The organism is Hymenobacter sp. (assembly GCF_031398885.1).
Classification (GTDB): Bacteria; Bacteroidota; Bacteroidia; order Cytophagales; family Hymenobacteraceae; genus Hymenobacter.
The window spans coordinates 1-13,056 of record NZ_JANNOD010000056.1; the positions used below are offsets into that span (position 1 = coordinate 1).

At 63.5% G+C, this 13,056-nt stretch carries 9 protein-coding genes; 4 read left to right on the forward strand and 5 right to left on the reverse strand.

All coding sequences use genetic code 11. The features are described 5' to 3' along the window. Positions 1-185: 185 nt before the first annotated feature. Positions 186-1,304: a glycosyltransferase family 4 protein gene (locus tag RMO51_RS10810; RefSeq protein ID WP_310394542.1), complete on the reverse strand. Its 1,119-nt coding sequence runs from the start codon at positions 1,302-1,304 to the stop codon at positions 186-188. 140 nt (positions 1,305-1,444) lie between these two features. Between RMO51_RS10810 and RMO51_RS10815 the strand changes: the two genes are divergently transcribed. From RMO51_RS10815 to RMO51_RS10825, 3 genes are all read left to right on the forward strand, one after another. Then, the gene (locus tag RMO51_RS10815) at positions 1,445-1,741 is read left to right on the forward strand and encodes a cytochrome c (RefSeq protein WP_310394543.1); all 297 of its coding nucleotides are present in this window, start codon (positions 1,445-1,447) and stop codon (positions 1,739-1,741) included. A 103-nt stretch (positions 1,742-1,844) separates the two neighbouring features. Beyond that, positions 1,845-3,164: a GTPase HflX gene (hflX, locus tag RMO51_RS10820; protein WP_310394544.1), complete on the forward strand. Its 1,320-nt coding sequence runs from the start codon at positions 1,845-1,847 to the stop codon at positions 3,162-3,164. A 69-nt stretch (positions 3,165-3,233) separates the two neighbouring features. Continuing rightward, on the forward strand, positions 3,234-4,355 hold the full coding sequence (locus RMO51_RS10825; protein WP_310394545.1) for a DUF6268 family outer membrane beta-barrel protein: 1,122 nt from the start codon (positions 3,234-3,236) through the stop codon (positions 4,353-4,355). A gap of 107 nt (positions 4,356-4,462) precedes the next feature. Here the strand turns inward: RMO51_RS10825 and RMO51_RS10830 are convergent, their stop codons facing one another. After that, positions 4,463-7,318, reverse strand: a complete 2,856-nt coding sequence (locus tag RMO51_RS10830; protein ID WP_310394546.1) for a TonB-dependent receptor — start codon at positions 7,316-7,318, stop codon at positions 4,463-4,465. 455 nt (positions 7,319-7,773) lie between these two features. On the opposite strand from RMO51_RS10830, the gene RMO51_RS10835 reads away from it, so the two are divergent. After that, positions 7,774-8,136 (forward strand): CHRD domain-containing protein, encoded by a 363-nt coding sequence (locus RMO51_RS10835; RefSeq protein WP_310394547.1) that lies wholly within the window; start codon positions 7,774-7,776, stop codon positions 8,134-8,136. Between the two features lie 70 nt (positions 8,137-8,206). Here the strand turns inward: RMO51_RS10835 and ppk1 are convergent, their stop codons facing one another. From ppk1 to RMO51_RS10850, 3 genes are all read right to left on the reverse strand, one after another. After that, positions 8,207-10,291 carry a polyphosphate kinase 1 gene (gene ppk1 / locus RMO51_RS10840; RefSeq protein ID WP_310394548.1) on the reverse strand — a complete coding sequence of 695 codons (2,085 nt, stop codon included), beginning with the start codon at positions 10,289-10,291 and terminating at the stop codon, positions 8,207-8,209. A 163-nt stretch (positions 10,292-10,454) separates the two neighbouring features. After that, the gene (locus RMO51_RS10845) at positions 10,455-10,949 is read right to left on the reverse strand and encodes a histidine phosphatase family protein (RefSeq protein WP_310394550.1); all 495 of its coding nucleotides are present in this window, start codon (positions 10,947-10,949) and stop codon (positions 10,455-10,457) included. A gap of 261 nt (positions 10,950-11,210) precedes the next feature. Further along, positions 11,211-12,968, reverse strand: a complete 1,758-nt coding sequence (locus RMO51_RS10850) for a GEVED domain-containing protein (RefSeq protein ID WP_310394551.1) — start codon at positions 12,966-12,968, stop codon at positions 11,211-11,213. Positions 12,969-13,056 lie beyond the last annotated feature (88 nt).

A 13,056-nucleotide genomic window follows, 5' to 3' on the forward strand; every position in this document is an offset into this window, starting at 1 on the left:
CGTCGGTTTTAACGAACAGCAGGAGCTTACCCGTGCCGGCGCGCAAAAATAACAGTCTTGCTGCGCTTGTCGAAGCATCTCGCCCGCCCCGTCCCAACCACCTGACGTGGCGGGCGTGATGCTTCGACAAGCTCAGCATAACGGCCTATTTGGGTAGGCTTTAATCAGTTAGTTCCACCTTCACTTTACCTTCGGCCGCCCACCTCGCCCACGGCCGTCAGGTACTGGTCGAGCACCAGCTTTTCGTCGAACTTGGTTTCGGCCAGGCGGCGGCTGGCCCGGCCCATGCGCTGCAAGTCGGCGTCGGGCAGGCGCAGCACCCGGAGCATTTGGGCCGCCAGGTCCGCGCCGCTGCGCACCTGGCAGAGGTAGCCGTTGTGGCCATCCTGCACGGTTTCGCGGCAGCCGGGCACGTCGGTGGTTACCAGGGGCTTGCCCACGGCCGCCGCTTCGAGCAGGGTTTTGGGGGTGCCTTCGCGGTAGCTGGGCAGCACCACGCAGTCGGCGCGGTGCAGGTGGGCGGCCACGTCGTCGGAGCGGCCCAGGTACTCAATGTCGCCGCCGGCCAGCCACTCTTCAAACGTGGCGCGGGGCACGCCCACGCCGCCGGCCTCGTCGAGCCCACCGAGCAGCTGCACGCGCGTGCCGGGCTCGGCGGCCCGGATGATGCGGGCGGCCTCGAAGTATTCCACCACGCCCTTTTCGTAGAGCACCCGCGCCACCATCAGGAATACAAACGGGGTTTGGCGGGTGAACTGCGCGGCGGGCCGGAACCGGTCGGTGTCGACGCCGGAGCCGGGCAGCAGGCCGGTGATTTCCGGGCGCACCAGCCCGTGCCGCAGAAACAGCTGCCGGTCGTCGTCGTTCTGAAAAAACACCTTGCGCGGAAACCGGAAGGCGAAGCGGTAGAGCCCGAGTGCCACCCGGCTCACGAGGTTGCGGACGATGAACACCGTGCCCAGGCCGCTCACGTTGTTGATGCTCGGGATGCCCGCCAGCCGGGCCGCGAGGCTGCCGTAAATATTGGGCTTGATGGTGTAGTGCAGCACCACGTCGGGCCGCTCGCGCCGGTAAATCTGGTAGAAGCGCCGCGTTAGGGCCGCGTCCTGCACCGGGTTGGTGCCCTTGTTGGCCATCAGAATGGGCACGAAGCGGCAGCCCAGCTCGGTTTCGAGGCGCGCCGAGTAGTCGTCGGGCGGGGCAATGGCCAGCACCTCGTGGCCGGCGGCTTGTAAGGCGCGCACGAGGCTGGCGCGGAAATTCCAAATGTTCCAGCTGGTGTTGATGACGAGGGCGACGCGCAAAATGGGGAAGGGGCGAGATGGGAAGCGGGGAAGTGAGAAAGTGGGGCAAAGGTCGGGCCGGCGGCCGGCAATGCGCGGCCATACGGATTCTTTCGGCGCGCGGCCGGTACTTTGTGGCCCGCTTGCGTGTTATGTCCGTCATGAACCTCCGACTTACGGCCCTTTTGCTGCTCTTGCCGCTGCTGCCGCGGCCCGTCCGGGCCAAGCCGCCGGTGCTGGCGGGCCAGCTCCTGTTCCAGAAAAACTGCGCGCGCTGCCACGGCGCCAACGGCAAGCTCGGCCTCAACGGCGCCCACGACCTTACCAAAAGTAACCTCAACGCCTTCGGGCGCACCTACCTCGTCACCAAAGGGCTGGGCAAAATGCCGGCCTTTGGCAAAACCCTCACCCCGGCCCAGGTGCAGCAGGTGGTAGCCTATTCGCTTACCTTGCGATAGTTGCCAGTTGCTCGTTGTCAGTTGTCAGGCCCTGACTTTCATCACTGATTTTGACCACCGACAACGAGCAACTGACAACGAATAACTGACAACTAACATCTTCATGGCCAAAAACCCCTCCGGCGGCCGCAAGCCGGCCGCCAGCACCCGGCACTTCACCACCGACAACGCCAAGGCCGGCTACGTGGCCACCAAAACCGGCGGCGCCTACGCCACGGCCCGCGAGCAGGAAACCGCCGTGCTGGTGGCCGTGCCCCCGCGCCGGCAGTCCGAGCACCAGACCACCGAGTACCTCGACGAGCTGGCATTTCTGATTGAGACGGCCGGGGCCACGGCCACCCAGCGCTTTGTGCAGCGCCTCGAAAAGCCCGACATCCGCACCTACGTGGGCGAGGGCAAGCTGGCCGAAATCAAGGCCTACGTGAAGCACCACGACAGCAGCATGGTCGTGTTCGACGACGACCTGTCGGCCTCGCAGCTGCGCAACCTGGAAGCCGAACTGCTGGTGAAAATCGTGGACCGCTCGCTGCTCATTCTGGACATTTTTGCGCTGCGGGCCAAGTCGGCCACCTCGCGCACCCAGGTCGAGCTGGCCCAGTACCAGTACCTGCTGCCCCGCCTCACCGGCCTGTGGACCCACCTGGACAAGCAGCGGGGCGGCGTGGGCATGAAGGGCCCGGGCGAAACTGAAATCGAAACCGACCGCCGCATCGTGCGCGACCGGATTGCCTTTCTCAAGGACAAGCTCGAAGACCTCGACAAGCAGAGCGTGACCCGGCGCAAGGCCCGCGGCGGCGTGGTGCGCGTGTCGCTGGTGGGCTACACCAACGTGGGCAAGAGCACGCTGATGAACGTGCTGGGCAAGGCCGACGTGTTTGCCGAAAACAAGCTCTTCGCCACCGTGGACGCCACCACCCGCAAAATCGTGCTCGACCAGACGCCGTTTCTGCTATCCGACACGGTGGGGTTCATCCGCAAGCTGCCCACCCGCCTCATCGAAAGCTTCAAGAGCACGCTCGACGAAATCCGCGAAGCCGACTTGCTGCTGCACGTGGTGGACCTTTCGCACCCCAATTTTGAGGAGCAGATTCAGGTGGTGAACGACACGCTGGCCGACATTGGCGCGGCCGACAAGCCGGTATTGTTGGTGTTCAACAAGATAGACCAGTACAAGCAGGACGACGCGGAGGTGGACCCCTTCGGCGAGGTGCTGGACGCCGAGGCCGACGGCACCGCCCCGCGCCCGCCGCTGGCGCAGCTGCAGGCCACCTACATGGCCAAGCTGCACGACCCGGTGGTGTTCGTGTCGGCGCAGGAGCGCACGAATTTGGAGGAGCTGCGCGCGCTGCTGGGCCGGCGCGTGGCGGCCCTGCACCAGCAGATGTACCCCCACCAGCAGGCCGACGCCTGGGCGGGGGAGTAGCCACGGCCGCGGTTTTCGCGTAAGGGCAGTTGCCTTCACCATTTGGGGCATTTCATTATGAGGTTGTCTTTGTTTCTCCGCTGCGGCCTGTCTGCGGCCCTGTGTTGCGGCGCGGTCCAGGCAGCGCGGGCCCAGGACCCCACCCCGTCGGTGTTTCCGCCGGCGGCGGCCACCCCCGCCGACAGCGCCGCGGGCCCGACCAGCGGGCGGCAGTTTGCCAACCCGTCGGTGCTGGGCATGGGCCCCAGCAAGGGCCTCATCGTGCGCTACGAGCGGCTGCCCAAGTTCAATATAGCCTCTTCGGCTCAGGTGGTGGGCATCCAGAACTACGCCGGCGAGGTGGACAAAAATGCCCGCCTGTCCATCAAGGGCTACATCCCGGCCTGGAACCGGCCCCACCTCAAGGTCATCGTGGGGCTGAGCTACGAGCGCGAGGAGTTCAAGTTCAACGGCGCCTCGCGCGACTACGAGCTGTACGGCAACATCGAGGACAAGGGCTTGAAGAGCACCGCCGCCCAGGTGGCCATCATCCGGCCCGTGGATGCGGTGCACTGGTACCTGGCCCGCCTGAAAGGGGAATTGAACGGCGACTACAACACCTCCACCGAGCTGACCCGGTCCGACTACGCCCGCTTTTCCGCCGAAGCCATCTACGGCTGGAAGCGCAGCCCGAATTTTTCGTGGGGCGTGGGCTTTCAGTACGGCTACACGTTTGGGCGGCTGAGCTTGTACCCGGCCGTGATTTACAACCGCACCTTCAACTCCCGCTGGGGCGTGGAGGCCCTGGCCCCGGCCCGCGTCACGCTGCGCTACAACGTCTCGCCCAGCTCCATTCTGTACGCCGGCTACACCGTCGACGGCTACAACTACATCGTGAAGCTGCGCAACACCCTGGCCCGCAAAAAACCCGACGGCAGCCCCGACGGCAGCACCATTCCGCTGCGCACCCTGGAACTGCGCGAAACCGAAGTGAAATTCCGCCTGCGCTGGGAGCGGGAGCTGTTCAGCTTTTTGTGGCTGGGCGCCGAGGCTGGCTACCGCTACAACTACGCCTTCGACGCCTTCGACCGCACCAACGCTGACCGCGAGAAAATCATCGACTCCAAGTTCAACGGCGCGCCCTACGCCAGCCTGGAGCTGTTCATCACGCCCCCACGCAAGCTGCTGGAAAAAGCCGGCGTGCGGCGGTGAGGGACGCTGCGATTAATGAAGAATGAGGAATGAAGGATGAAGAGTTTTGGCTTCAACCACCAATTCTTCATTCCTCACTCCTCATTCTTCATTAAGCGCAAAGCGCGTTACAGCCCGAAGCTATACACTGCTTTCAAGTACACGAAGGCGCCGTTGAAGCCCATCTGCACGGGGGCGTAGGGGTACACGTCGCGGTTGGTCGGGAAGGGCGAAGGCTGTTTATACTTATCTTCAAAAAACTGTTCAAATTCGGCCCGCGTAGCAAACCCACCCGGGGCCTCGCCGTTGCTGGCCGCCTCGTCGAGGGTGTTGGGCTTCACATTGAACAAGTTTTGAGCCCCGAGCGTCAGGCTGATGGCCTTGGCCGCCTGGAAGCTCACAAGCAAGTCGGTGGTCACGCGCGGCCGGAAATCAAGCAAATAAGCGCCGAAGTCGTAGTCCTGCGGGTCGGGGGCCACGTCGAAGTAGCGCACCTCGCCAAAGTAGGTGTTGCGCAACCCCAGGCCCACCTTGCCCCGGCTGTAGTTCAGGTTGAGCAGGATTTTGCTGGCCGGGTTGCCAGTTTCAATAAGCGAGAGCTGCCGCGGCTCAACGTAGTTGGGTACGCTCTGAAATTGTGCGGGAATATTCTGATTGCGGGTCCGGGTCTGGGTGATGTTTGCCGCCGCGCTTATACCAATCTGGCCACTCCCGAGGGCGTGGCGATAATTAGCCACCAAGTCCAACCCTTGGGTACGCGTGTCCAAAACGTTGGTAAAAAACTGGGCCGCGGTTGCAAACTCGTCAGCCAAGCGCTGGGCAAGCTCGGGGCTGATACCGGAGCCGGGCCCCGGCCGCAACAGGCCCGAAAGCGTGATGCGGTCATCGATGTCAATTAGATAAGCATCTGCCGTAAACGAGAAAGCAGGGCTGGGCGTCAGGACCAGGCCAGCGCTGTAGCTGCGCGATTTCTCCGGTGTCAGGATGGGCAGTCCAACCGCGCGCGTCAGTTCGTTCGGGTTCTCGAAAATGCCGGTCAGTTCAACGCCATTCGCGCCCGGCCGCTGCGTAATCTGACGATACAGCACCTGCTGCAGCGACGGCGCCCGAAAGCCGGTGTTGAAAGCCCCGCGCACGGCCAGGGGTTTGGCCAATTGCAGGCGGGTGGTGGCTTTGTAAATGAAGGCCGAGCCAAAGGAGGAGTAATTCTCGTAGCGCAAGGCCCCGCTCACCGCCCAACGCTTGGTGATGTCGGCTTCCACGTCGAGGAACGCGCCGACGTTGGTACGGCTGACCACACCCAACAGAGCTGACTGCTCGCTAAACCCGCCAAAGCCTTGAGCGCCCTGTTGCGCGCCATCCTCGCCGTCGTCATACAAGGCTTCGGCCCGTTCTTCTCCGGCCACAATCTGGTAGCGGTCGTACCGGTATTCGCCCCCGAATGCCACGTTGGTACCGGCCAGAATCTTGCTGAAAAACCGATTGACCGTGGCGTTGGTCACGTTTTGCAGGAAATCCAGGCCGCCAGCATCATCAAACACCGTGGCTTTTCCTGTCGAAAGCAAGGATGCGCCTTGCGAAGCATTCAGGGTATTCTCCAGGTCGTAGGCAATCCGGTTAAATCCGGTAGTATTGCTCAGGTCCAGCGTCCACTGGTCGGGGCCGCTGCGGCCGAGCACCACGCCCGCCGTGCCGGCGCCGTCGTACACGCGGGTGTTCACCTGGGGCTGGTAGCCAAAGGGGAAAATTTCCTTCACAATGTCGAGGGGCTGACGGGCCGGGAGCACCCACAGCGTGGAAGCCTGCCCGCGCCGGAAGCTGTAGCCCCCAAAACCGTAAAAAGCCAGTTGGTCCGACACTTCCGCGCGGGCATTGAGCAAGCCGCGTACGTTGCGCACGCGGGCATCACCGTTGCGCTGCTCGTAGTCGGCGTAGGATTTGCCTGCTGCTGCCAAGGAATCTTGCTCGGCGGCTGGGTTATTATTCACAAAAACCGGACTCACTCGCGCGTCACGCGCATACCCGCGGGTGGTGCGGTCGCGGTAGTCCACGTCAGCGGTCAGGTTTATAAATCCTTTCTGACCAAGCTGGAAACCCTTATTGATACCGACCAAACTAGCTAAGCCGTCGCCTTCAGAAGTAATGCCCGAGTTCAGCAGCACGCTGCCGGCGCGGTTGTCGCTTTTCAGGCTGATGTTCATCACGCCGGCAATGGCGTCAGAGCCATACTGGGCGGCGGCGCCGTCGCGCAGCACTTCCACCCGCTCCACGCCCAGGCTGGGCAGGGTATTCAGGTCGGTGCCCACGCTGCCCACGCCGCGGTTACCGAGCAGGTTCACCAGGGCCGTGGTGTGGCGGCGCTTGCCGTTCACGAGCACCAGCATCTGGTCGGTGCCCAGGCCGCGCAGGTTGGACGGGTCCACGTGGTCGGAGCCACCGGCCGCCGTCTGGCGGGTTGAGTTGAAGGCGGGCACGGTGTAGTGCAGCAGTTGAGTGAGGTCGGTTTGGGGGGCAGTCCTCACCAGTTCGCTTATTTCCACCACATCAACCGGCACGGCCGACTCCAGGGCCGTACGGTCGCTGCGGCGCGTGCCCACGGCCACCGTCTCAGGGTTGAGGGTGACCACCAATGCCGCCGACTCACCCGCCTTCAAAAATACGTTGGTAATGTTTTGGGGCCGAAAGCCCGGCTGCTGCACCTGCACCACGTAGGGACCACCGGCCAGCAGGCCCGTCATGGTAAAATTGCCGGAGCTGTTGGCAACAGCCGTGCGCCGGGTACCCGTAGCCAGCGAGATTACGGCCACCGAAGCGTTGGGCTGCACCGCTCCCTGGGCGGACGACACTTGGCCGGTGAGCGCCGCCGGCGTGGTGAGGGTTACCGTAGTCGTGTCGGTGCGGGTTTGCGCATAAGCAGCGGGCAATACAGCCCCTGTACTCAGCATGATGCCGAATAGCAAACGGGCATTTTTAAGATTATTCATGTAAATTTTAAAGTCAAAAAGATTTGGAATTAGGGTTTGAAAAGAAATAGAGCAAACTGAACGTAGCATCGAGCCGACGGCCGTCTACGGAGTATAGCATTGAGGCAAATAACTGTTAAACGTTAATTTTATGCTGCATAGGATTTGACTCCAGCCAGGTATCAGCTCCGTTGCGTGGCCATGCACCGCCCCAACCGGACGAAAACCCCAAGGGCTTATCGATTTTCCCAAATGCGGATTTTTTTCCAGACACGGGATATTGTTTTGCAAAGTTGCAGTATTAATCGACTAAATTTGTTCTATAATCTCATCATTTTTCTTTTTCTTAATCAATGAAAAACTCCTACTTACTATTATGGGCTTTGTGCTTTGCACTGCTTTGCTCCTGCGACAAAAAGGAGACCCCGCCCACCCCGCCCCCTCCTCCTCCCGCTCCTCCTGCTCCCCCTAAAACCTTGTTCGAACTACAGGCCACCCTCGATGGGGCGCAGCAAGCTAATGCCAGCGGCCCGGCGCCGGTCACCACTTCGGCCTCCGGCACGTTCGTGGGTACGTACGACAGCAAGACCAGCGACCTGACCTACACCATCACCTTCACGGGCCTCACCCCCACCAACGCCCACATCCACACCGGCGCTCCCGGCATAGCCGGTCCGGTAACCATCCGGTTCCTCCAGTTCGCCGTCAGCCCCATCACGGGCACGTACAAATGCTCACCCGCCGTCGCCGACGACCTGCTGAACAACCGGATGTACGTGAACATCCACACCACTGCTTACTCGGGCGGCGAAATTCGCGGCGATATCAAGCAGAAGTAACGCTATGAAGAGACCTGGGCTGCGGTCATCAACGGCTGCCCTCCGTTTCCGGTCATCACGAAAAAGCTCGCTACTCCGGTGGCGGGATTTTTTTTGTTGCGTGCTGCCGCCGCTTCAGCCCTTTCAGCCAGGCGTAGGTGGCTTCTTGGGCACGCACGGGCTTCTCTCCTGCCGCGGGCGGCACGAAGTTGTTCTCGAAGTCGCGGGCCTTCACGTTGTCGTGCCGCTGCAGGTCCAGCAGGTGGCGCACCTCGGCCCGCAGGGCTTCGTCGAAGATGGGGAAGGCCACCTCCACGCGCCGGTCGAGGTTGCGGGTCATCCAGTCGGCGGAGGAGACGTACACTTTTTCGGTGCCGCCGTGGGCGAAGACGTACACCCGGCTGTGCTCCAGGTAGCGGTCGACGAGGCCGCGCTGGCGGATATTTTCGCTGAGACCCGGCTGGCCCGGCACCAGGCAGCCAATGCCGCGCACGATGAGCTCGACCCGCACGCCGGCCCGGCTGGCCTCGTAGAGCTTGGCAATCAGGTCTTCATCCTGCAGCGCGTTCAGCTTGAGCAGGATGTAGGCTTCGTGGCCTTGGCTGGCTTGCTCGATTTCGTAGTCAATGAGAACGTTGAGGCCGGCGCGCAGGCCGAAGGGGGCCACGAGTAACTCCTTTAGCTCGGGCACGGTCCGCTGGTCGCGCAGGTAGCCGAACACGGCGGCAGCCTCGCGGGTCAGCCGCTCGTCGGCCGTGAACAGGCCGTGGTCGGTGTAGAGCTGGCTGGTGCTTTCGTTGAAGTTGCCGGTGCTGAAGTAGGCGTATTGCCGCGTGGACTCGTCGGCCTCGCGGCGCGCGATGAGCAGCAGCTTGCTGTGCACCTTCAGCTCGGGCGGCGTGAAGATGACGTGCGCGCCGGCCCGCTGCAGCTTATCGGCCCAGAAGAGGTTCGACTCCTCGTCGAACCGGGCCTTCAGCTCCACCACCACCGTCACCTGCTTGCCGTGCTTGGCGGCTTTGAGCAAGGCCTTCACCACGGCGCTTTTGCTGGCCACGCGGTAGAGCGTGATGCTGACGGCCGACACGCGCGGGTCGGCGGCGGCCTCGCGCAGCAGGCGCGTTACGTAGTCGAACGACTGGTAAGGCGGGTGCAGCAGGTGGTCGCGCCGGGCAATGGCGGCCAGCAGGCTGCCCGTGCGCGGCAGCGTGGGGTGGGCCAGCGCCGGCCGGGGCGGGTACTGAAACTGCGGCTCATCGAAGTGCGGGAAGCCGAAGAAGTCGCGGAAGTTGTGGTAGCGTCCGCCCTCCACCAGCTCCTCGTCGGTAATGCCGGTTTTCTGCTTAATGGCGCGCAGGACTTCTTGTGGCATGTCGGGGTCGAAGAGCAGACGGGCCGGGAAGCCGGTTTCGCGCTTGCCCAGGCTGCTGCGGATTTTGGCCATCAGGTCGCCCGATACTTCTTCCTCGATGTCGAGCTCGGCGTCGCGCGAGAGCTTCACGGCGTTCACCACCACTTGCTGGTAGGCCGGAAACAGGCCCGCCGCGCCCACGCGAATCACGTCGTCGAGAAACAGCACGAACCGCTCCTCGCCTTCGTCGGGCAGGCGCACAAACCGGCCGCCGTGGCGCTTGGTGGGCAGCTCCATTATCAGCACCCGCTCGGGCTCGGCCTTGCCCTTGGCGGCGCGGGGCTGGCTCAGGTAGAAGGTGAGGTACACGGCCTGGTCCTTCAGAAAGAGGTGGTGCAGGGTATCGTCCAGCCCCACCGGCGAGAGCAGGTCGCGCACGTGCTCCTCGAAGTAGCGGGCCACCCACTCGCGCTGGCCGGCACTGAGCTCGGCTTCGTTCAGCAGGTGAATGTGGTGGCGGTTGAGCTCGGGCAGCAGTTGGCCGCGGAAGGTTTCGCCGAACTCCTGCTGCTGGCGCGCCGCCTCGGCCAGCACCGCGCGCAGCTGCCGCTTGGGGCTCTCGCCCAGCTTGGCGCGGGTTTTCTTCTTGAGCTTGACCAGGCGCCGCAGCGTGGCCACCCGCACCTTGAAAAACTCGTCGAGGTTGCTGCTGAAAATGGCCAGAAACTTGAGGCGCTCCAGCAGCGGCACGCTGGGGGTCTGGGCCTCCTGCAGCACGCGGGCGTTGAAGCGGAGCCAGCTCAGGTCGCGGGACAGGGTTTCCAAAGGAATTAAAAATGATGAATTAAAAAATAAAAATTGCCCCTGCACGCCCTTTTTCCATTTTGCTCAGGTCCGCATACCGGCCGAAATCAGCACCGTTGGCGCGTCCTTCTACGCTCATTTGGGAAGTGGGTCACCCCTATTTTTAATTCTTCATTTTTAATTTTTAATTGACATTCCGCGGGTAGTCGTAGAAGTAGAACTCGGCGTTGGCCTGGGCCACGTCGGCCCAACGGTCACTGCTGAAGCGCAGGCACACCACGGCGGCGGTGGGCATCTCCTTGAGCAGGGAGGGCGACAGGGCGTTGGCCGTGTCGGTGATGGTGGGGTTGTGCCCCACCAGCAGGGCCGAGCTTGCCGCGTCGGGCAGGTTGCGGATAATGGCCAGCAAGTCGTCCACCTCGGCCCCGTAGATGCCGGGCTCCACCACAATTTTCTCGTGCGGGTACTGCATTTCGCGGGCCACCAGCACGGCCGTGCTCATGGCGCGCACGGCCGGCGAGCTCACCACCACGTCGGGGCGGATGCGGCGCTTGGCCAGGGCCTGGCCCATGAGGGGGGCGTCGTCGCGGCCCCGGTCGTTGAGCGGGCGCTCCTGGTCACTCAGCTCGTCGAAGCTCCAGCTGGACTTGGCGTGGCGAAGAAGATAGAGGGTTTTCATGGGGGCGAAGCTAAGGCGACGACTGAAAGTAGCGGGCGGCGGGCAGCGGAAGAACCGCGCCGGAAATGCCCGGCTTGCCGGCGGCGCTAAGCTAACGGAAACCCGGGCCCGAACCTGGCACTCGCGGTTTCGTTTCAGCCCCGGCGTTCACGCAGGCAAGAACAACACGCGCGGCCAGCCAGCCCTAACGGCTCAGCCTGTGCGTCATAAAAAAAGGCCCACCAAAACCGGCGGGCCTTTCTTAACCAAAAATTAACGGCGCTACTCCTTCACAAACCGCTGGTGCGTGGTCGTGCGGCCGTCGTTCACGGTGAGCAGGTAAACGCCGGCGCGCAGCGCGGCCACGTTCAGCTGGCCGTCGGTCAGGGCCAGGCCCTTGATTTCGGCGCCGCGCAGGTCGTGCACGCGCACGGTGAAGGGCTGCTCGGGGTCGGCGCTCAGCGGCCGGGCAATGCTCAGCACGGTAGCGGCCGGGTTCGGGAACAGGGTGTACTGGTCGGCCAGGCCGCTTTTGCTGACGCGGGCCGCGGTGCCGTCGAGGCGGGCGCCGCCGCTCACCGAGATGGTGTAGTCCTCGGTTTCGCCGTAGCTGTAGCTGCCGCAGCTGGTGGTGCCGGGGTTGTCGCTCATCACCACGCGCAGGCGGGTGCTGCCGCTGCGGGCCGCGGCCGGCACCGTGAACGAGGCGCTGCGGGTGGTGGTCACCACGGCCGTGTTGGTCGATGACACCAGATTTTCCCCGCCGTCGAGAAAGTCCCCGTCCTGGTTCCAGTCGGCGTAGATGCGGAAGTACTCGGCGTAGCCCGAGCCGGTGAAGCCCGTACGGTAGGAGATGGTCTGCGACGAGCCGGCCCCCACGCTGGTGCTCAGCGCCGTGCCGTTGTAGTAGCCGCCGTCGGCCCCCGAGCTGCGGTTGATGCTGCCGAGCTGCACCAGGTTGATGTACTCGTAGGCCACGCTGCTGCCCTGGCTGGCGCAGTAAGTGGTGGTGGGCGGTGGGGGCGTGCCCCCGCCACCGCCGGGGGGCGTGCCGCCCGGCGAAGACTTGAGTGAAACGCGGGCGCCGCCGGCCGCAAACAAGGCGTTCATGCGGCTGCTCTGGCCCGTGCTGAACATGAACATGCACGCGTCGTTGGTGTAGTCCATGTAGTTCATGAACATGTCGCCGTTGGTGGTGTTGCCGCAGGTGCGCTTCGGGAAGGTGGGGCAGCCGCCGTTGCTGGTTTGCTGGGTGGGGGTGTCGCTTACCAGGTCGTTGCCGCAGTTGGCATCGCCCCAGATGTGGCGCAGGTTCAGCCAGTGGCCCACTTCGTGCGTCGCCGTCCGGCCCAGGTTGAAGGGCGCCGCGGCCGAGCCCCCGCGGCCGAAGCCGCTGGTCAGAATCACCACGCCGTCGGTGGCCGCCGGGCCGCCCGGGAACTGGGCGTAGCCCAGTGTATTGTTGCTCAGGTTCACCACCCAAATGTTGAGGTACTGGCTGGTGTTCCAGGCGTTGGTGCCGCCGGTGCTGGTGCTTTTCATCCGGTCGTCGGTGCCCCACGAGGTCTGCGTCACCTGCTTGCGGGTGATGCCGGTGGTGGCATTGCCGTTGGGGTCGCGCTTGGCCAGCACGAAGGCCACGCCCACGTCGGCCACCAGGCCGGAGAAGGCCGCGGGGGTTTTGCTAGCGTCGGCGTTCAGCTTCTGAAAATCTTCGTTCAGCACCGCAATTTGCGAGGCAATCTGGGCATCCGACACGTTTTGGGCGGCGGTGTTGTAGAGCACGTGCACCACTACCGGGATGGTCACCGTGACGGCCGTGGCCCGCTGGGCCGCGTTGGCTTGCCGGGCGGCGTATTGCAGCGCCTGGTTTTCAATGGCCGCCATACGCTGCACCAGCGAAGGGTCAGCGGCTAGTTGGGCCTGGAGTACCTCCGTGCTGGCGCAGGAGCGCTCGGGCACTGCCTGGGCGCCGGCCGCAAAAGAAGTAAGAGCCAGACCAGCAAGGCCCAGCACGGTAGCGTAAACGTTTGTTTTCATGGAACCGGGTTCAAGGTGTTGAGTTAGTTTAGAAAGGCAAGCTATTGATAAAATCGCAATAATGCTCGCAGTATTCCGGTAATGCGCG